18 protein-coding genes are annotated in these 19,237 nt (G+C 56.5%); 4 read left to right on the forward strand and 14 right to left on the reverse strand.

Annotated features, from left to right (window positions below):
* Positions 1 to 216: 216 nt before the first annotated feature.
* Together uvrA and C1N60_RS18105 are read left to right on the forward strand one after the other, a co-directional pair.
* Entirely contained in the window at positions 217 to 3,045 is a 2,829-nt protein-coding gene (gene uvrA, locus C1N60_RS18100) for an excinuclease ABC subunit UvrA (RefSeq protein WP_021507843.1), read from the forward strand.
* A 276-nt stretch (positions 3,046 to 3,321) separates the two neighbouring features.
* The gene (locus C1N60_RS18105) at positions 3,322 to 4,386 is read left to right on the forward strand and encodes an NAD(P)-dependent alcohol dehydrogenase (RefSeq protein ID WP_058780888.1); all 1,065 of its coding nucleotides are present in this window, start codon (positions 3,322 to 3,324) and stop codon (positions 4,384 to 4,386) included.
* On the opposite strand, the gene C1N60_RS18110 is transcribed toward C1N60_RS18105, so the two are convergent.
* The 7 genes from C1N60_RS18110 to dnaB form a co-directional block, all read right to left on the reverse strand.
* Positions 4,387 to 4,743 carry an MmcQ/YjbR family DNA-binding protein gene (locus C1N60_RS18110; protein ID WP_104093912.1) on the reverse strand — a complete coding sequence of 119 codons (357 nt, stop codon included), beginning with the start codon at positions 4,741 to 4,743 and terminating at the stop codon, positions 4,387 to 4,389. It abuts the gene before it with no gap.
* Between the two features lie 4 nt (positions 4,744 to 4,747).
* Positions 4,748 to 5,164, reverse strand: a complete 417-nt coding sequence (locus tag C1N60_RS18115) for a secondary thiamine-phosphate synthase enzyme YjbQ (protein WP_394521166.1) — start codon at positions 5,162 to 5,164, stop codon at positions 4,748 to 4,750.
* Between the two features lie 106 nt (positions 5,165 to 5,270).
* Entirely contained in the window at positions 5,271 to 6,758 is a 1,488-nt protein-coding gene (locus tag C1N60_RS18120; RefSeq protein ID WP_394521765.1) for a catalase, read from the reverse strand.
* Between the two features lie 325 nt (positions 6,759 to 7,083).
* Complete coding sequence (locus C1N60_RS18125) at positions 7,084 to 8,277, reverse strand: amino acid aminotransferase (protein WP_394521167.1); 1,194 nt, start codon at positions 8,275 to 8,277, stop codon at positions 7,084 to 7,086.
* A gap of 45 nt (positions 8,278 to 8,322) precedes the next feature.
* Positions 8,323 to 8,937, reverse strand: a complete 615-nt coding sequence (locus C1N60_RS18130) for a YitT family protein (protein ID WP_021507849.1) — start codon at positions 8,935 to 8,937, stop codon at positions 8,323 to 8,325.
* Positions 8,938 to 9,165: 228 nt separating this feature from the next.
* On the reverse strand, positions 9,166 to 9,657 hold the full coding sequence (locus C1N60_RS18135) for an Lrp/AsnC family transcriptional regulator (protein ID WP_058757562.1): 492 nt from the start codon (positions 9,655 to 9,657) through the stop codon (positions 9,166 to 9,168).
* Between the two features lie 128 nt (positions 9,658 to 9,785).
* On the reverse strand, positions 9,786 to 11,192 hold the full coding sequence (dnaB, locus tag C1N60_RS18140; protein WP_021507851.1) for a replicative DNA helicase: 1,407 nt from the start codon (positions 11,190 to 11,192) through the stop codon (positions 9,786 to 9,788).
* Positions 11,193 to 11,265: 73 nt separating this feature from the next.
* Here dnaB and C1N60_RS18145 point away from each other — a divergent pair, with 73 nt between their 5' ends.
* Entirely contained in the window at positions 11,266 to 12,249 is a 984-nt protein-coding gene (locus C1N60_RS18145; RefSeq protein ID WP_394521168.1) for a quinone oxidoreductase, read from the forward strand.
* 191 nt (positions 12,250 to 12,440) lie between these two features.
* On the opposite strand, the gene pspG is transcribed toward C1N60_RS18145, so the two are convergent.
* From pspG to traF, 3 genes are all read right to left on the reverse strand, one after another.
* The gene (pspG, locus tag C1N60_RS18150; RefSeq protein ID WP_104187839.1) at positions 12,441 to 12,707 is read right to left on the reverse strand and encodes an envelope stress response protein PspG; all 267 of its coding nucleotides are present in this window, start codon (positions 12,705 to 12,707) and stop codon (positions 12,441 to 12,443) included.
* A gap of 209 nt (positions 12,708 to 12,916) precedes the next feature.
* Positions 12,917 to 13,912, reverse strand: coding sequence for a tRNA dihydrouridine(20/20a) synthase DusA (gene dusA / locus C1N60_RS18155; protein ID WP_104187837.1), 996 nt, complete (start codon positions 13,910 to 13,912; stop codon positions 12,917 to 12,919).
* A 90-nt stretch (positions 13,913 to 14,002) separates the two neighbouring features.
* Positions 14,003 to 15,250, reverse strand: a complete 1,248-nt coding sequence (traF, locus tag C1N60_RS18160; protein WP_282955259.1) for a conjugal transfer protein TraF — start codon at positions 15,248 to 15,250, stop codon at positions 14,003 to 14,005.
* Between the two features lie 448 nt (positions 15,251 to 15,698).
* Here traF and zur point away from each other — a divergent pair, with 448 nt between their 5' ends.
* Positions 15,699 to 16,220 (forward strand): zinc uptake transcriptional repressor Zur, encoded by a 522-nt coding sequence (zur, locus tag C1N60_RS18165; RefSeq protein ID WP_088515725.1) that lies wholly within the window; start codon positions 15,699 to 15,701, stop codon positions 16,218 to 16,220.
* A 70-nt stretch (positions 16,221 to 16,290) separates the two neighbouring features.
* Here zur and C1N60_RS18170 read toward each other — a convergent pair whose 3' ends face one another.
* The 4 genes from C1N60_RS18170 to C1N60_RS18185 all read right to left on the reverse strand — a co-directional run bounded on the left by C1N60_RS18170 (position 16,291) and on the right by C1N60_RS18185 (position 19,205).
* The gene (locus tag C1N60_RS18170) at positions 16,291 to 16,503 is read right to left on the reverse strand and encodes a CsbD family protein (RefSeq protein ID WP_021507857.1); all 213 of its coding nucleotides are present in this window, start codon (positions 16,501 to 16,503) and stop codon (positions 16,291 to 16,293) included.
* 159 nt (positions 16,504 to 16,662) lie between these two features.
* On the reverse strand, positions 16,663 to 17,988 hold the full coding sequence (dinF, locus tag C1N60_RS18175) for an MATE family efflux transporter DinF (protein WP_058770113.1): 1,326 nt from the start codon (positions 17,986 to 17,988) through the stop codon (positions 16,663 to 16,665).
* 128 nt (positions 17,989 to 18,116) lie between these two features.
* Complete coding sequence (lexA, locus tag C1N60_RS18180; RefSeq protein ID WP_031279762.1) at positions 18,117 to 18,731, reverse strand: transcriptional repressor LexA; 615 nt, start codon at positions 18,729 to 18,731, stop codon at positions 18,117 to 18,119.
* 105 nt (positions 18,732 to 18,836) lie between these two features.
* Positions 18,837 to 19,205, reverse strand: coding sequence for a diacylglycerol kinase (locus C1N60_RS18185; RefSeq protein WP_058780895.1), 369 nt, complete (start codon positions 19,203 to 19,205; stop codon positions 18,837 to 18,839).
* Between the last annotated feature and the right edge of the window lie 32 nt (positions 19,206 to 19,237).

Here is a 19,237-nt window from a genome sequence, read left to right on the forward strand (position 1 = left end):
TGTCTCCCGATGAGTTGATGCTAAAAGTCTAAGCGAAAAATTGTATCACGTCACAATGACGCTTCCCACTTTCGAGCGGGATTCCAGTTTTTCGACCGTGACAGGATAGCAAAAACACTGGATATTTATTCAGTTTATTTTTTGTGCCATAATGATGCGTTTCTGCTGGTCGTGCTGGCAAGGCATGGCGAGCGTTGCCTAATCCGGGAAAGGTGAATGGATAAGATTGAAGTCCGCGGTGCTCGCACCCATAATTTGAAGAATATCAACCTGATCATCCCACGCGACAAGCTCATTGTAGTGACCGGTCTGTCGGGTTCCGGTAAGTCTTCGCTGGCGTTTGATACGCTGTATGCCGAAGGCCAGCGCCGCTATGTTGAATCGCTTTCTGCCTATGCGCGCCAGTTTCTTTCCTTAATGGAGAAACCGGACGTAGACCACATTGAGGGGCTGTCGCCTGCCATTTCCATTGAGCAGAAATCGACGTCGCACAACCCGCGCTCGACCGTCGGCACCATCACTGAAATTCATGACTATCTGCGTCTGCTGTTTGCCCGCGTGGGTGAGCCGCGCTGTCCGGATCATAACGTCACGCTGGCGGCACAAACTGTCAGTCAGATGGTCGATCAGGTCCTGGCGCAGGAAGAGGGGCGGCGCCTGATGCTGCTGGCGCCGGTGGTAAAAGATCGCAAAGGCGAGCACACCAAAACGCTGGAAAATCTGGCGGCGCAGGGCTACATCCGCGCACGTATCGATGGCGAAGTGTGCGATTTGTCGGATCCACCCAAGCTGGAGCTGCAGAAGAAACACACCATTGAGGTGGTGATCGATCGTTTCCGCGTGCGTGACGATCTGGCGACCCGTCTGGCCGAATCCTTTGAAACGACGCTGGAACTGAGTGGCGGCACGGCGATCGTCGCGGATATGGACGATCCCGATACCGAAGAGATGCTGTTCTCGGCCAATTTTGCCTGCCCGGTGTGCGGTTACAGCATGCGTGAGCTGGAGCCGCGCCTGTTCTCGTTCAATAACCCGGCCGGTGCCTGCCCGACCTGTGACGGCCTCGGCGTTCAGCAATATTTCGATCCCGATCGCGTGGTACAAAATCCGGAGCTGTCGCTGGCCGGTGGCGCCATTCGCGGCTGGGATCGCCGTAACTTCTACTATTTCCAGATGCTGCGCTCGCTGGCGGAACATCTGGATTTCGATGTTGAAGCGCCGTTCAATAGCCTGAGCGACAAAGCGCGCGAAGTGATTCTGTACGGCTCCGGCAAAGAGAACATTGAGTTCAAATATATCAACGATCGCGGCGATACCTCGGTGCGTCGTCATCCGTTCGAAGGCGTGCTGCATAACATGGAGCGCCGCTACAAAGAGACGGAATCCAACGCGGTGCGCGAAGAGCTGGCGAAGTTTATCAGCAACCGCGCCTGCGCCAGCTGCGAAGGGACGCGCCTGCGTCGTGAAGCGCGCCATGTGTTCGTGGAAGATACCAACCTGCCGACCATCTCGGATATGAGCATCGGCCACGCCATGGACTTCTTCCGCAATCTGAAGCTGAGCGGCCAGCGCGCCAAAATCGCCGAGAAAGTGCTGAAGGAAATTGGCGACCGTCTGAGCTTCCTGGTCAACGTCGGCCTGAATTATCTGTCGATGTCGCGTTCAGCGGAAACGCTGTCCGGCGGTGAAGCACAGCGTATTCGTCTGGCGAGCCAGATTGGTGCCGGTCTGGTTGGCGTCATGTACGTACTGGATGAACCGTCCATCGGTCTGCATCAGCGCGACAACGAGCGCCTGCTGTCGACGCTGATTCACCTGCGCGATCTCGGTAATACCGTGATCGTGGTTGAGCATGATGAAGACGCGATTCGCGCCGCTGACCATATTATTGATATCGGTCCGGGCGCTGGCGTGCACGGCGGCCAGGTGGTAGCCGAGGGCGATGTGCATGCCATCATGGCGCACGAAGATTCTCTCACCGGTCAGTTCCTCAGCGGCAAGCGTGAAATCGCGGTGCCGGCAGAGCGGGTGAAAGGCGATCCGTCCAAAGTACTGAAACTGAGCGGCGCGCGCGGTAATAACCTGAAGGATGTCACGCTGACGGTTCCGGTTGGGCTGTTTACCTGTATCACCGGCGTGTCCGGTTCCGGCAAATCAACGCTGATTAACGATACGCTGTTCCCGATTGCGCAGCGCCAGCTGAATGGTGCTACCAGCGGTGAAGCTGCGCCGTATCGCGAGATCGCCGGGCTGGAGCACTTCGATAAAGTGATCGACATCGATCAGAGCCCGATCGGCCGGACGCCGCGCTCAAACCCGGCCACCTACACCGGGATTTTTACCCCGGTGCGTGAACTGTTTGCCGGCGTGCCGGAAGCGCGTTCGCGCGGCTACAATCCGGGCCGCTTCAGCTTTAACGTGCGCGGCGGCCGCTGTGAAGCCTGTCAGGGCGACGGCGTAATCAAGGTCGAAATGCACTTCCTGCCGGACATTTATGTACCGTGCGATCAGTGCAAAGGCAAACGCTATAACCGCGAAACGCTGGAGATTAAATACAAAGGCAAGAGCATTCACGAAGTGCTGGAGATGACCATCGAAGAGGCGCGTGAGTTCTTTGATGCGGTACCTGCACTGGCGCGTAAGCTGCAGACGCTGATTGATGTCGGCCTGTCGTATATTCGTCTTGGCCAGTCGGCAACCACGCTGTCCGGCGGTGAAGCGCAGCGCGTTAAGCTGGCGCGTGAGCTGTCGAAGCGCGGTACCGGTCAGACGCTGTACATTCTCGATGAACCGACCACCGGCCTGCATTTTGCCGACATCCAGCAGCTGCTGGAAGTGCTGCATCAGCTGCGCGATCAGGGCAATACCATCGTGGTGATTGAGCACAACCTTGACGTGATCAAAACCGCTGACTGGATTGTCGATCTCGGTCCGGAAGGCGGCAGCGGCGGTGGTGAAATCCTGGTGGCCGGTACGCCGGAAACCGTTGCACAGTGCGAAAAATCGCATACTGCACGCTTCCTCAAGCCGATGCTGAAAAAGTAGGTTTAACGCGCCGCACCCGCTGTTGCGGCGCGTTTTTTCTGATCTCGCCACGGCTCACCGCTCCGGTTACTCGCCAGCCGGTGCCATTGTCTGAATGCCTTAGCAAATGCAGAAACAGGCAAGAAACAGACAACTTCAGGCATATACGCATCGCGTCCCGCTGACTATTCTTACTGCGTTCCTTTTTGGCGCCGCTGACGCGCCTCTGTCCTTCAGTGTCATCACTGAACGGACCCCTCGCAAAAAATACTCACGACACATCTGACTGGAGACACCATGAATATTACGCATGCCTATGCCGCACAGGACGCGAAAGCCAAACTCGCCCCGTTCGATTATAAGCCGCGCGAACTGCGCGCTCATGATGTGCAGATTGAAGTGTTGTACTGTGGCGTCTGCCACTCGGACCTGCACCAGGCGCGCAACGAATGGCGCAACACCGTATTCCCGGTGGTGCCAGGCCATGAAATCGTGGGTCGCGTCACCGCCGTTGGCGCGCACACGCACAAATATAAAGTGGGCGATTTAGTCGGCGTCGGCTGTATGGTCGACTCCTGCCGCAGCTGCCCAAGCTGTCAGGAAGGACTCGAGCAGTACTGTGAAAACGGCTTTGTTGGCACTTACAACGGCCAGGATCGTGAAACCGGCGCCATCACCTACGGCGGCTACTCCACCAGCATGGTGGTTGATGAAAGCTTTGTGCTGCGCGTACCGGAAAACCTCGATCTGGCGGGCGTTGCGCCGCTGCTGTGCGCCGGTATCACCACCTATTCCCCGCTACGTCACTGGAATGTCGGTCCCGGCAAAAAAGTCGGTATCGTTGGTCTGGGCGGCCTCGGCCATATGGGGGTGAAGATCGCGCATGCGATGGGCGCGCACGTGGTGCTGTTCACCACTTCACCATCAAAAATTGAAGATGGCAAACGCCTCGGCGCTGACGAAGTGGTGATTTCGAAAGAGGCTGACCAGATGGCACAACATACCAACAGCTTCGACTTCATCTTAAATACCGTCGCCGCGCAGCACGATCTCAACCCGTTTATCGCCCTGCTGAAGCGCGACGGCAACATGACGCTGGTCGGCGCGCCGGAGCACGATCACCCGGCACCGCAGGTGTTTAACCTGATCCTCAAGCGTCGCAGCATTGCCGGTTCACTGATTGGCGGTATCGCCGAAACCCAGGAGATGCTGGATTTCTGCGGCAAGCACGGTATCACTTCGGATATCGAGCTGATCGCTATGAACCAGATTAACGACGCCTACGAGCGCATGCTGAAAAGCGACGTGAAGTATCGCTTCGTGATTGATATCAATACCCTGCGTGAAGAGTCTGCGGCCTAATCAGCGCATCTCATCATCATGGCTGACGCCCGCCGCGCGCGTGGCGTCAGCCTGTTGCCACGATGCATCAACCAGATAGTAAATCTGCGAATCCTTCAGCGATCCATCCAGCCACAGCGTGCTCCAGTGCGACTTATTGAGATGTTCACTGGGAAACACATCATGGTGTTCATCGCGCAATAACTCCGCCAGCGCGGGCGAGGTCTTCAGCGACAACGCCGGTCGCCCTTCAACGTCATGCACCATGGCAAACAGCACGCCATCGCTTTTCACCTGGGTTGCGTCCCACTCATCTTTATAACTTTGTGAAGCGCCCGGTTTGCTCATGCAGTAGGTCAGTAAATCCGACGTGTTCATGTTTTTATTCCCCTTGTAAGGTGGCGACGATGCGCCGCGCGCCGCCGTGTACCCGATGTTCGCCCAGCCAGATCCCCTGCCAGGTGCCGAGCAGCAGTTTGCCGCGGCTGACCGGGATCAGCAGCGATACGCCAAGCAGTGACGATTTGATGTGCGCCGGCATGTCGTCAGCGCCTTCATAGTCGTGCTGATAGGGCGCATACTCTGGAACGTGCCGCAGAAAGTGCTGCTCCATGTCGCTGCGCACCGTAGGATCGCAATTTTCATTGAGCGTCAGCGACGCTGAGGTGTGCTGCAACAGCAGATGCAGCTGGCCGATGCGCAGGTCCGTTAAGCCATTAAGCTGGCCGACAATCTCGTCGGTGATCAGATGAAAGCCGCGCGCCTTCGCGCTCAGCGTGAGAGTTTGTTGCTGCCACATGCCACATTCCTGGGTTAAACCGTTTACTTAAGTGTGCAGCATGTCGGCGAAAGGTAAACCCTTCAGCGGGAAAAAGCGGCAGAGCGCTTGCTCTGCCGCCGGCACATCAGTCGCTCAGCTTGTCAGCCAGCGCTTTTACCGTGGTGATATCGTCCTGCGTTACCGCCGCCAGACGCGTGCCGTACTCGCTATCGGCCTTATAAAAGAACGAGAGCATCGCCAGCCGGCTTTGCGCGTCGGCGCTTTTCAGCGCGCCACCGAGCGAGGTGATCAGATCGCCCCGCTCTTTCGCGTTAAAGGAACGATACAGCTCCCCAGCTTGGCGGAAATTCTGCGGTTTGGCGATCATCGCCTGCTGCGTACTGCCGCTAAGCGGTGTATGGCTGTAACGCGCGCTTTGCAGCTCTTCACGCGGATAGATGCGGCTTGGCTGGTAATTAACGCCCTTGTCATCGGCGTTACCGCTGTCCATCAGGCCATCCTGATTGCCGTTGCTGACCGGTACACGCGGCGCATTGACCGGCAGGCTGAGGCCGTTAGCGCCCACGCGGTACAGCTGGGTATCAGCATAGGAAAACAGGCGGCCCTGCAGCAGGCGATCTTCAGACGGCTCAATGCCCGGCACCAGATTGGACGGCGCCATCGCCACTTGCTCGGTTTGCTGGAAGAAGTTGTCGACGTTGCGATTCAGCACCATCTGCCCGATTTTCACCTCTGGCACGTTCGGCCAGATTTTGGTGGAGTCGAGCGGATTGAAATCGAACTTATCCAGTTCGCTGGCTTTAATGGTCTGAATGTAGAGATCCCACTTCGGAAACGCTTTGCGGTTAATCGCCGCCACCAGATCTTCTGTCATGTGGCTGTAGCTGCGGCCCTGGATCGCTGCCGATTCAGTAGGATCGAGGTTGCGTTCGCCCTGCAGCGTCTTCCAGTGAAACTTCACGTAGTGCACTTCGCCTTTGCTGTTCACAAACTTGTAGGCGTGCACGCTGTTACCGTCCATTTCGCGATAGCTCGCCGGCGTGCCCATGTTGGAGAACAGCATGGTGAGCGCGTGCGTGGCTTCCGGTACGTGGGAGAAGAAATCGAAGGTGCGCGCATCGTTATCGAGGTTAGTGCGCGGATCCGGTTTAAACGCGTGCACCATATCCGGGAACTTGATCGCATCGCGGATAAAGAATACCGGCAGATTATTGCCGACCAGATCCCAGTTGCCCTGGCTGGTATAGAATTTGGTGGCGAAACCACGCGGATCGCGCAGCGTTTCCGGCGAGTGCTTGCTGTGCACCACGCTGGAGAAGCGGACGAACACCGGCGTCACCGTCCCCGGTTTAAACACCTCAGCGATAGTCAGATCGCTGATATCTTTGCTGGCGCGAAATTCACCGTGCGCGCCGGTGCCACGTGCGTGCACCACACGTTCCGGAATACGTTCACGATCAAAGCGTTGCAGCTTTTGAATCAGCTGCACGTCCTGTAACAGCACCGGGCCATTGGCGCCGGCAGTTTGTGAATTCTGGTTATCGCCGACCGGCGCGCCGTTATCACGCGTCAGCTCAACGGCCGCAGCAGGCAGTGCGAGCGCCAGCGTCATGGCAATGCAGAGGGGTTTCAGTGCGGAAGGGAAATAGCTCATGGGCGGTTCCTTATTGTGATTGGCGAGCGCTCTGGCAGTGCGCCAAAGCGCGCCGGCAAAAAATAGCGCCCTCACTAACAGGAACACACAAGACCCGTCCCGATTACCCGGGGTTAAGGTGTTATAGCCATGCGGAATGCGGCCGCCAGCCAGCATGGCCGGCAAAGAAGAGCGTGGAAAAGCGGGGGGCGGCAGAAGGTACAGCGGGAACTGCGGGAACAGACAATGCGTGGATGGCTGAACGAATGCCTGCCAGCCGCGCGGCTGACAGGCATCGCGTCAATTACATTACGGCAGCAAACGCCTCAGCTACCTGATTGACGTTGCGGCTGTTGAGACCGGCGACACACATGCGGCCGCTGGCGATCAGGTACACGCCGAACTCTTCGCGCAGGCGGTCCACCTGCTGTGCGCTCAGGCCGGTATAGCTGAACATGCCGCGCTGCTTCAGCAGATAATCAAAGTTTTTGCCGGGCAGTTTACTGTTCAGCACATTGACCAGCACCTGGCGCATTTCGATGATGCGCAGGCGCATCGCTTCCACTTCCGCCAGCCAGTTGTTCAGCAGCGCTTCGTCGTTCAGCACGCAGGAAACCACCTGCGCACCGAAGTTCGGCGGGCTGGAGTAGTTGCGACGCACGGTCGCTTTCAGCTGACCCAGCACGCGTGCCGACTCTTCTGCGCTGTCGCAGACAATTGACAGGCCGCCAACGCGCTCACCGTACAGCGAGAAGATTTTCGAGAAGGAGTTGCTCACCAGCGCCGGCAGGCCCGCCGCGGCAATCACGCGAATCGCGTAAGCGTCCTCTTCCATGCCGGCACCAAAGCCCTGGTAGGCGATATCGAGCAACGGAATCAGCTCCTGCGCTTTCAGGACCTCAACGGTTTGATCCCACTGCGCGTTGGTCAGATCCGCACCGGTCGGGTTGTGGCAGCACGGATGCAGCAACACGATGGATTGCTTCGGCAGCGTTTTCAGTTTGGCGATGAAGGCATCGAACTTCACGCCGTTGGTGGCGTCGTCGTACCACGGGTAGGTGTTAACGTTAAACCCGGCACCGTTAAAGATCGCCACATGGTTTTCCCATGTCGGATCGCTGACCCATACGCTGGCGTCCGGGAAGTAACGCTTCAGGAAATCTGCGCCCACTTTCAGCGCGCCGGATCCGCCCAGCGTCTGGATGGAAGCAATGCGCCCCGCCTGCAGCATCGGGTGCTCTTTACCAAACAGCAGCGGCGCAATGGCGTTACGATATGGACCCAGCCCTTCCATTGGCAGATAGAGCGAAGCCTGATGTGGCTGCGCCTGCAAACGCTCTTCCGCGGCGGCCACCGCCTGCAGCTGAGGAATGATGCCGGCTTCGTTGTAATAGAGGCCGATGCTCAGATTCACCTTATGGTCACGCGGGTCCTGTTTGAAGGTTTCCATCAGCGACAGAATCGGATCGCCAACATAGGCATCAACGTTTTGAAACACGGTGCAGATCTCCATGATTATTCATAAATGTGTGGGTCGACGTCATCAAACAAAATAGCGGCCGGGACGGTGATTCATGGCGATGATGAGATTGAGCATCACCGCGCCGGCGATGGAGGCCAGCAGCATCGGCAGCGATACCACAAAAAGCGAGGCCAGTACCACACAGGTATCCAGCGCCATTTGCAGTTTGCCGGCGCGCAGACCAGAGCGATCCTGCAGCCAGAGCGCCAGAATATTGATACCACCGAGGCTGGCTTTGTGACGAAACAACACTATAAACCCAATCCCCATCACCACGTTACCGAACAATGTCGCATAAAACGGATTTAGCGCAGAAAAATGGATAAACAGCGGGTGCAAATGGGTGAACAGCGATACCAGCCCCACTGCACAGAAGGTTTTCAGGGTAAATTCCCAGCCCATGCGACGAATGGCCAGCCAGTAAAACGGCAGGTTAATCAGAAAGAAGGCGCTGCCGAACGAGAGCGGCGACAGGTAGCTGATGAGAAAAGCCACGCCCGCCGTACCGCCGGTCAGCGCGCCCGCCTGTTTCAGCAAAATGACGCCAAACGACACCATCAGCGTGCCAAGCACGATAGCCAGCGCATCTTCTGTACGGGTGTGGGGAATGCGGGAAGGTTGTACAGCGTTATCCATGGCGCGATCTCTTTGCAAATGATGGCGTTCATTTGCAAAAAACGCACCACATCGGCGGCTTCCTGTCGCCGCCGATGGGTGCCAGCGATTATCCAATTGATAACTAAGGCGCTTTATTGCAGGTTTATGTGCATCAATCTGCTGTAAAATAATCGATTCATGCACAAATTCGGTTTCTGGTGCGCGCTTTGCGCGAAAAACGGCACAAATCTGCACCACACTGGCACATCATGCACTCTTTTGGCGCACTTTGTGCTCGGGGATCATCATCAAGCCGTTCTCTTTTAAACGGTTGAGTACCACCGAGGTTTTCACGTGGGCCACGCTTTGATGGCCAGCGACGAGCTGACTGATCAGCGCGCTCAGCGCCGCTAAATCGGCCACCGCGACTTTTAACAGATAGTCGGCGTCACCGGTGGTTTTGAACGCGTCGACAATCGCCGCTTCCTGCTCCACCATGCGGTGAAAACTCTCTTCGTAATCGGGCGTGTGATTTTTTAGTCGCACCTCGATCAAGCCGACCATGCCCAGCCCTACCGCGTCCGGCGAGAGCCGCGCGTGATAGCCGAGAATAAGATTTGCCTGTTCGAGATTAATGCGCCGGCGTGAACATTGCGACGCCGAAAGTCCGACTAAATCACTGAGTTCCTGGTTGGTAAGGCGGCCGTTAGATTGTAGTAGTGTCAGTATCTTAAGGTCGTAATCGTCTACCTGAGTCATTCTGTGTCCACAGCGTTATAGGATTCGCTTTGCTACAGATAACCTGATAATTGACGAGGTTGTCCAACACTATTTTCTGATGACGTGAAATGCATGCACAAATCGTGCATGCAACTGTGGAAGCGCGATTATTCGTCGTCGTATTGCGGTCCGGCGTAGTTATCAAAGCGTGACCACTGGCCGTTGAACGTCAGACGTACTGTGCCGATCGGGCCGTTACGCTGTTTGCCGATGATGATCTCGGCGATGCCTTTCAGATCGCTGTTTTCGTGATACACCTCGTCACGATAGATGAACATGATCAGGTCCGCATCCTGCTCGATCGACCCCGATTCACGCAGATCCGAGTTAACCGGACGCTTATCGGCGCGCTGCTCCAGCGAGCGGTTAAGCTGCGACAGCGCCACCACCGGTACATTGAGCTCTTTCGCCAGCGCTTTAAGCGAGCGTGAGATCTCGGCGATCTCCAGCGTACGGTTGTCAGAGAGCGCCGGTACGCGCATCAGCTGCAGGTAGTCGATCATGATCATGCTCAGGCCGCCGTTTTCACGGAACACGCGGCGCGCGCGTGAACGCACTTCGGTTGGCGTCAGGCCGGACGAGTCATCGATGAACATGTTCTTCTTTTCTAACAGAATGCCCATGGTGGCCGAGATGCGCGCCCAGTCTTCATCCTCCAGCTGACCAGTACGGATGCGCGTCTGATCAACGCGCGACAGCGAGGCCAGCATACGCATCATCAGCTGTTCGCTGGGCATCTCGAGACTGAAAATCAGCACCGGTTTGTCTGTCAGCATGGCGGCGTTTTCGCACAGGTTCATGGCGAAAGTGGTTTTACCCATCGACGGACGCGCCGCGACAATGATCAGATCTGAGCCCTGCAGACCGGCGGTTTTCTTGTTGAGATCCTGATAGCCGGTATCGACGCCGGTCACGCCATCGTGCGGCGTTGACACCAGCGCTTCAATGCGCGATACCGTCGCTTCGAGAATTTGCTCGATATTTTGCGGGCCTTCATCCTTATTGGCGCGCTGTTCGGCAATTTTAAAGACGTTGGATTCAGCGAAATCCAGCAGCTCTTCACTGCTGCGGCCCTGCGGATCGTAACCGGCGTCAGCGATCTGATTGGCCACCGAAATCATCTCACGCACCACCGCACGTTCACGCACGATGTCGGCATAAGCACCGAGGTTTGCCGCACTTGGAGTATTTTTTGCCAGCTCGGCCAGATAGGCAAAGCCGCCCGCCATTTCCAGCTCGCCGCGGGTTTCCAGCGACTCTGACAGGGTGATCAGATCGATAGGCTGACCGGCTTCCAGCAGGCGCTGCATTTCGGAGAAAATCATGCGGTGCGAGCGGTTGAAGAAGTCTTCCGCGACCACGCGCTCGGAGACGTTATCCCAGCGTTCGTTATCCAGCATCAACCCACCGAGCACCGACTGCTCCGCTTCGAGAGAGTGCGGCGGCATTTTCACGCCTTCGAGCTGCCGATCGCGGGGTTCGTTCGATTTGTTGGTGGGTTTATTTCCTGCCATAGTGAATGCATTACCGATCGTGAAAGGGACGCGCAAGTATACCGTCCCAGGATGAACAATCACAGGAGTCAGAATGGCAAAGCGAATTCAGTTCAACCAGCACGGCGGCCCGGAAGTATTGCAATGGGTCGATTTCACACTAGCCGATCCCGCCGACCATGAAGTTCAGGTGGAGAACAAGGCGATTGGTATTAACTACATCGATACCTACGTGCGCAGCGGATTGTATCCGGTCTCCTCGCTGCCGTCCGGCCTGGGCACTGAAGCGGCAGGCATCGTGAAAAAAGTGGGCAGCGCGGTTTCGCGTTTCAAGCCGGGCGATCGCGTGGTGTATTGCCAGGCCGCGCTGGGTGCCTACAGCGAGCTGCACAATGTGGCGGAAGATCGGCTGGTGATTCTGCCGGACAGCATCAGCTTTGAGCAGGCTGCGGCCTCTTTCCTCAAGGGCCTGACGGTGCAGTATCTGCTGCGTCAGACGTACAAAGTAAAAGCCGATGAAATTTTCCTGTTTCATGCCGCCGCGGGCGGCGTGGGCCTGATTGCCTGCCAGTGGGCGAAAGCGCTGGGCGCGCATTTGATTGGCACCGTCGGTTCTGCGGAGAAAGCGCAGATCGCCAAAGATGCCGGCGCCTGGGCCACCATCAATTATCGCGAAGAGGATATCGCCCATCGCGTCAGCGAACTGACCAACGGTGAAAAAGTGGCGGTAGTGTACGACTCAGTGGGCAAAGATACCTGGGAACCCTCCCTCGACAGCCTGCGCCGCCACGGCCTGATGGTGAGCTTTGGTAATGCATCCGGCCCGGTGACCGGCGTTGACCTCGGCATTCTCAACAAGAAAGGCTCGCTGTTTGTCACCCGCCCTTCCCTGTTTGGCTATATCACCAACCGTGAAGAGCTCGATCGCGCCAGCGGCGAACTGTTTTCGCTTATCGCCAGCCGCGCTATTCAGCTTAACGTGCCGGAGCAGCAGAAATTTGCCCTGAGCGATGCGGTACGTGCGCATCAGGTGCTGGAGAGTCGTGCCACTCAGGGTTCCAGCCTGTTAATTCCCTGATAGCAGAAATGATGAAGGGCTTCCCGAAGGAAGCCCTTTTCTTTCTTTTTTATAGTTCGCGCTGGTGTAGGGACAGCGGCGATGAATTCGTCTGAATTTCTTTACCTATCCTGACAGAAAACATAAGTAAAAAATATGTTTAATTGCGAATTCGTACTAAGCAATCACCAACTCTGTGATCGTAACCGCATTTAGCGCCAGCTTCTCTTCTCTAAGTCACTGATTTTCCTTTTCAGCCGGTTAAGTTTCACCTCACCCTGCGGCGTGGTAAATGCGCGATACAGCCACACGGCGACCACCGCCAGCACCAGCCACGGCAACAATTTTATAACAAGCGCAAACAGCCCGCCGAGAAACATCACCACGGTGGCCACCACCAGCGCGGCGATCACGCCCAGCAGCGATACGCCAGTCAGCAGCAGCATCATAAAAAAGCCGATAACGAATAATATTTCCACGAGCGCTCTCCTGTATCAGTAATGCAGAAGGTATTACAAGATACGTGCCAGGTCGTAACGATCGCTAAGTCATTGATTTATTGCTTTGATGCAGGGCAGAGGGGACGTTGATTTGGTGAAATTGACTAACTGCTGGTGAATTAAAAACCGCACGATGAAACCGTGCGGTTCAAACCGTCCTGCCAGCCTGACCAGGCCGGCTCGCGGGATCAGGCTTCCTGCACAATGCGGTCGGCCACCAGCGCCAGCGCCGCTTCCAGCACGCGGACGTCGGCGCCCGGTTTGTGGGCATTTTCGCTCAGGTGACGGCGCCACTGGCGCGCGCCGGGAATGCCCTGGAACAGGCCCAGCATGTGGCGCGTAATGTGTCCCAGATAGGTGCCCTGTGCCAGTTCGGCTTCGATGTAAGGGTACATGGAACGCACCACGGCGACCGGATCGGCCACCGGTGTCTCGCGGCCAAACAGCTGGCGATCAACCTGCGCCAGAATGCCGGGATTTTGATAGGCCTCGCGCCCCATCATCACGCCGTCCAGGTGCTGCAGATGCGCTTTGGCCTCTTCAAGCGTCTTAACGCCGCCGTTGATTGCCATGGTCAGCGCCGGGAAATCCCGCTTCAGCTGGTAAACACGCGGATAATCGAGCGGTGGAATTTCACGGTTCTCTTTCGGGCTGAGACCCGACAGCCACGCTTTACGCGCATGAATAATGAACGTATCACAACCGCCCTGCTGCGCCACGGTGCCGACAAAATCGCACAGGAAAGCATAACTGTCCTGATCGTCAATACCGATGCGGGTTTTCACCGTGACCGGAATGCTGACCACATCGCGCATCGCTTTGATACAGTCCGCGACCAGCGCCGCCTCACCCATCAGGCACGCGCCAAAACGGCCGTTCTGTACCCGATCGGACGGACAACCCACGTTCAGGTTGATCTCATCGTATCCGCGCGCTTCTGCCAGCTTTGCACAGGTTGCCAGCGCTGCCGGATCGCTACCGCCCAGCTGCAGCGCCAGCGGATGCTCCGCCTCGCTATAGGCCAGATAGTCGCCTTTGCCGTGGATGATGGCACCGGTGGTCACCATTTCGGTGTACAGCAGCGTGTCGCCGCTCAGCTGACGGTGAAAATAGCGACAGTGACGGTCGGTCCAGTCCAGCATTGGGGCGATGGAGAAACGTTGCGAAGAGAATGTATCGGTCATGAAACGCAGTAAATCCGCAGTTAAGTGATGAGAAACTGCGCAATGATATCACAGCTGTGACGGGCGACACAGCCGCCCGTCATCGTGTGGTCAGAAGTTAAACCCGAGCTGCACCATGGCGCCCCAGGTATTGTCTTTGCCGACCGAACCGGCCAGGTCCAGATGCACCGCATTGTTGAACGGCGACACGCCGAGACCGGCCGTAAACACATCGGTGTCATTCGACTTCATATCCGCGCGATAGCCGGCACGCAGCGCCAGCCAGTCCAGCACGCGATATTCACCACCCACGCCAGCGTACTGACTGCTCTCCTGCGATTTAAAACGTTTGGTTTCGGTCAGATCGACATCGCCAGTCAGGGTAAAGGGTCCGCGATTCCACGCCAGTCCGGTAGTTACCAGCGGGCGAATCTGATACGTATCGCGATAGCCGTTAACCTCTTTGGTGTCGATATCGCGCGATACCAGGTTCTGCCCGGTCACGCCGAAGGTCCAGTTCTCCGCGAAGTCGGTAGCGATACCGGCATCGACGTTGAAACCGGTATCGGTGCTGCGATAGCGGCTGTCGTTAATATCATTCTTGTCGTAGTTATAAACGCTGGCGGTGTAGTTATACAGCCAGGTTTTCTGCAGCTTTGGCGTGACGCCAACGGAGACCGGGTGACCGGCGATGGTGAACTCGTGCGCCATTGCGACGCCGTAATCGGTGATCAGGGCAGCCAGGCCGTTGGCACTGGAGCGCAGATTATTTTGGTCGCCCGGCAAGGGAATGCGGCCATTTGCGACCTGATCCAGATAATCGATATCGCTCTGTACCACGTTAGCGCGGATGTGCGCCGTGCCGTAGGCTTTGGTGATGAAGGCGAAAGGAAGGGTCTCGTTGGGAATGCTGACGGCCAGCGCCACGCCTGCGGTGCCATTCGCTTTATCACCGCGCAGATCGCGCAGCTGATTGGCCATATCACCTGCCGCGGCTCTGACCTGAGGCGCACCGTTGATGATCTCCGGCAGCGTGATGTTGTTGATCACGTCACGATAGCGGTCCACCGTATCAGTAATTTCGTCTACGCGATCCACTAATTTGTCTTTGTCAGTAATCTGCACACCGGCTGAAGGAAAAATGATGCTGACGTTATCTTCAGGCTGCGCTTTGGTCATCAATGCCGGGTTAGCCAGCACTGCCGAGCTCCAGGTTGAGGAAGCGACACCGGTTCCCCCCATGGCATCGTTACGCGCATCGTACCAGGTGCCAGCAGCAAATGCTGATGAGGTAACAAATACCGCATTAAAACCAACAACATAAGAAATTTTCTTGCGTCTGAATAATGTCTTCACCATGAGTCTGCCATCACCTTTTACTTGTCGTGGACTGTCTCTACGACGGAATAGTTTATTAGCCCTATTCTGAACGCTGGCTAACGCTTTATTGCTGTGAATTGAAAGGAATTAGCATTGCTATTCGCAGAATTGGTCACGCCCGCACCATTCTGCTGTTGTTTTATGCAGAAATATGAACGTCAGCTAAATTGATGCCAGAAATTACTTAAAACCTTTTGAACCATAGCCACTAAGTCAGTGAGTTGCAAAGCAAAAAGATGGGTTAACCTGTGAGAAAAAACTCAGGAAGGAAAAGCATGGCTTAACAGAAGGAGGTACCAGGACGCAACGCGGCAGATAAGTGGCTGAAAGCTGGACATTTCCTGGATGATATAAGGTAAAAAAGCAATGGCAGCAGCGTAAAAGTTTGTGTGATAAAATAACATCACCCATCACCTGGAGAATGCTTATGCCAAACCTCACGCCCGAACAACTGCTCACGCAGGCTGAATCTCTGTGCCTTGACCGTGGCGTGCGCCTCACTACGCAGCGCGCAGAAGTGCTGCGCCTGATGGCGGAGCAGAACGGTTCCATTAGCGCTTACGATTTGCTGGACCAACTGCGCATCAGTGAACCCCAGGCGAAACCACCGACTATTTATCGCGCGCTGGATTTCCTGCTGGAGCAGGGGTTTATTCATCGGGTGGAGTCAAATAACAGTTATGTGGTGTGCCACCATTTCGACGAGCCGGCGCACACATCGGTGATGCTGGTGTGCGACAACTGTGCCGCCGTCAGTGAGAAGCACGCGCACGGCGTGGAAAAGATCATCGCCGGGTTGGCCGATCAGGCGGGTTTTACCTTACGTCATAGCGTTATTGAGGCGCACGGCCTGTGTGAAAACTGTGCCGAAGTGGCGGCCTGCACACAGCCGGGTAGCTGTCAGCACGATCATGAAGTGGAAAGTAAGAAGAAGGTGCGTAAAGGGTAACTGGCACGTCCGTGTGCCAGGCCGATCGTAACGATCAGCGGGTAGGAGCATCATCCTTAAAGCGGGAGACTTACCAGCGGTAATCTTTGTTTTGACTTTCCCAGTCTTTCAATTCACGTTCAGCTTCATCTTTGGCGTAACCGTAACGTTCCTGGATTTTACCCACCAGCTGATCGCGTTTCCCTTCGATCACGGTCAAATCGTCATCGGTCAACTTGCCCCATTTCTCTTTAAACTTCCCTTTAAACTGCTTCCAGTTTCCGCTCGCTTCGTCTTTGTTCATAACAATCCTCCACGTCTTCCTGAATGAGATGGTTTATTTCTCATGTAATGCCGGAAATAACCATATAACGCGCTACTTATCTGCGCCGTTTGAGATAATTATAGTAGCCGCTTCGGATTGTGCACGGAATTACAGATTATTCTGGTGCCTGCGCTGCGCTTATGGCTGACTAAACCAGCTGTCACGCTGCCAGTGGCGGCGCCACATCCATCCCAGCGTCAGGCCGCGCAGCGCCAGAAACACCGTGATCGCCAGCCATAAACCGTGATTCCCTAACCACGGCAGCGTTAGCAAAGTGATACCGAAACCGGCTGCTGCCATGATCATGCTGTTACGCATTTCGCGGCCGCGCGTCGCGCCAATGAACATGCCGTCCAGCAGATAACACCAGACGCCGACCAGCGGTAAAATTACCTGCCACAGCAGAAAGCGATCGGCCATCTCACGCAGCGGCTGCAGCGAGGTAAGCAATGCAACAATGTACGGCCCGCTGAGCGCATAAATAAGCGCAAACAGCAGCGCAACGATACCCGCCTGGCGACAGGCGGCATGCCAGATCAGCAGCAGCCGGCTGCGATCTTTTGCCCCTACCGCTTCACCCGAGCAGGCTTCCACCGCGTAAGCAAAGCCGTCCAGCGCATAGGCAGTAAACGTCAGGAACATCAACAGCACCGCATTGACCGCAACCACATCCGGTCCGATGCGTGCACCCAGCAGGGTCAGTGAGGCAAAGCAAATCTGCAGCATGAGCGAGCGCAGCATGATGTCGCGATTAAGGCGAAATAACCGCGCCGCGTCACCGCGCCAGCTGTTTTTCAGCAGTTTGAAATCGATGCCGCGCAGTTTCAGTACGCGCGCCACCATCCATAATCCCACTGCCAGCGTCACGTATTCGGCCAGCGCCGTGGCGGCGGCGGCACCGGCAACGCCCCAGTGCAATTTCAGCACCAGCAGCAGATCGAGCAGGATGTTGACCAGGTTTCCGACAATCAGCAGAACCATCGGCGCACGCGCATACTGCACGCCCAGCAGCCAGCCGAGAATCACCAGGTTAGCCAGCGTAGCCGGTGCGCTCAGCCAGCGGATTTCAATGAAGATCTGCGCCTGCTGCTGGACTTCCGCGCTGCCGCCCATCAGCGTTGCCGCCAGGCTACTGGCAGGAGAACGCAGCAGCGCCAGCAGCAACCCGGCGGCAAGAGCGATCAGCAGCGGCTGCATCAGTGCGCGCGCCAGTGCCTGTTTATCGCCGGCCCCGAACGCCTGGGCGGTTAAACCGGTGGTGCTCATACGCAGAAACAGCAGCAGCATAAAGATGAAGCTGGTTGCCGTGGTGCCTACGGCCACGCCGCCGAGGTAGATCGGGCTATCAAGATGGCCAATCACGGCGGTATCGACCACGCCGAGCAGCGGCACAGTGATATTGGAGAGGATCATTGGCAACGCCAGTCGCCACAGCGTTTTATCAGAAGAGGAAAATAGCTGCATCAGCCCCATCCCGAGGGTTACGGTAGTCGGCCTGAGCGAGCGCCTTACGGGCCGGGAACAAGAGTATGATTAAAGCAGACTGCGGCCAGCGCGCGAGCGCCGCCGCAGCGGGGGAGATCAACCGGGTTTCAGAGCCACTCGCCGTTGCGCACGATGCCAACGGCCAGCCCTTCCACGGTTAGCGACTGTTCACGGGTATCCACAACAATCGGCTGGAAATCATTGTTTTCCGGCAGCAGCTGGACAATCGCGCCCTGCTTCTTCCAGCGTTTCACCGTGACTTCATCATCGATACGCGCAACCACCACCTGGCCATTGCGCACTTCCTGCGTTTTATGCACCGCGAGCAGATCGCCGTCCATAATGCCGATATCTTTCATCGACATACCGCTGACGCGCAGCAGGAAATCGGCAGAGGGTTTGAACAGGTTGGCGTCGACCTGATAGTGGGCTTCGATATGTTCCTGCGCCAGCAGCGGTTCACCGGCGGCGACGCGACCGATCAGTGGCAGCCCTTCACTCGCCTCTTCTTCCATCAGCAGGCGGATACCGCGCGATGCACCGGAGACGATTTCAATGACACCTTTACGCGCCAGCGCTTTCAGGTGCTCTTCAGCAGCGTTAGGCGAGCGGAAGCCCAGTTGCGAAGCAATTTCAGCACGCGTTGGCGGCATGCCGGTCTGATTAATATGGTCGCGAATCAGGTCATAGACCTGTTGCTGCCTGCTGGTTAACGCTTTCATCCCGCCCCCTGGTTGTTTATACAGTCGCTGTGAGTATATACAGGTATTGGCGAAATGAAAACCGAAACAGAGGGAAAAATCAGCGGCTTGATGAATGTGGAATGTTTATCGCAAATGCGACCAAAGCAGCGCGATCCAGACAAACAGAGCCAGTAAGATAGCCAGCAGTACCGCCGCCGAGCCCATGTCTTTGGCGCGTCCCGCCAGCGGATGGCGTTCCTGACCAATACGGTCCACCACGGCTTCGATGGCACTATTAAGGATCTCAACAATGACTACCAGCACCACCGAGCCAATCAGCAACACACGCGTGATGATATCGACATCCAGCCAGCAGGCGATGGCAACCGCGACCAGTGCGGCAATCGCCTCCTGGCGAAAAGCGGCTTCATGCTGCCAGGCAGCGCGCAGCCCCTGCCAGGAATAACCGGCGGCTTTAATGATTCTCAGGAAACCGGTGACGTTATTTGCCATGTTGTGGAACCCTTAACTGTTTTTGACGTCAA

The sequence above is a fragment of the Pantoea sp. SGAir0184 genome (assembly GCF_043544755.1).

Bases quoted from the DNA above. Each gene is read 5' to 3' on its own strand.
- uvrA (WP_021507843.1), top strand. From the start codon at position 217: ATGGATAAGATTGAAGTCCGCGGTGCTCGCACCCATAATTTGAAGAAT.
- C1N60_RS18105 (WP_058780888.1), top strand. From the start codon at position 3,322: ATGAATATTACGCATGCCTATGCCGCACAGGACGCGAAAGCCAAACTC.
- C1N60_RS18110 (WP_104093912.1), bottom strand. From the start codon at position 4,743: ATGAACACGTCGGATTTACTGACCTACTGCATGAGCAAACCGGGCGCT.
- C1N60_RS18115 (WP_394521166.1), bottom strand. From the start codon at position 5,164: ATGTGGCAGCAACAAACTCTCACGCTGAGCGCGAAGGCGCGCGGCTTT.
- C1N60_RS18120 (WP_394521765.1), bottom strand. From the start codon at position 6,758: ATGACGCTGGCGCTCGCACTGCCTGCTGCGGCCGTTGAGCTGACGCGT.
- C1N60_RS18130 (WP_021507849.1), bottom strand. From the start codon at position 8,937: ATGGATAACGCTGTACAACCTTCCCGCATTCCCCACACCCGTACAGAA.
- C1N60_RS18135 (WP_058757562.1), bottom strand. From the start codon at position 9,657: ATGACTCAGGTAGACGATTACGACCTTAAGATACTGACACTACTACAA.
- dnaB (WP_021507851.1), bottom strand. From the start codon at position 11,192: ATGGCAGGAAATAAACCCACCAACAAATCGAACGAACCCCGCGATCGG.
- C1N60_RS18145 (WP_394521168.1), top strand. From the start codon at position 11,266: ATGGCAAAGCGAATTCAGTTCAACCAGCACGGCGGCCCGGAAGTATTG.
- dusA (WP_104187837.1), bottom strand. From the start codon at position 13,912: ATGACCGATACATTCTCTTCGCAACGTTTCTCCATCGCCCCAATGCTG.
- traF (WP_282955259.1), bottom strand. From the start codon at position 15,250: ATGGTGAAGACATTATTCAGACGCAAGAAAATTTCTTATGTTGTTGGT.
- zur (WP_088515725.1), top strand. From the start codon at position 15,699: ATGCCAAACCTCACGCCCGAACAACTGCTCACGCAGGCTGAATCTCTG.
- C1N60_RS18170 (WP_021507857.1), bottom strand. From the start codon at position 16,503: ATGAACAAAGACGAAGCGAGCGGAAACTGGAAGCAGTTTAAAGGGAAG.
- dinF (WP_058770113.1), bottom strand. From the start codon at position 17,988: ATGCAGCTATTTTCCTCTTCTGATAAAACGCTGTGGCGACTGGCGTTG.
- lexA (WP_031279762.1), bottom strand. From the start codon at position 18,731: ATGAAAGCGTTAACCAGCAGGCAGCAACAGGTCTATGACCTGATTCGC.
- C1N60_RS18185 (WP_058780895.1), bottom strand. From the start codon at position 19,205: ATGGCAAATAACGTCACCGGTTTCCTGAGAATCATTAAAGCCGCCGGT.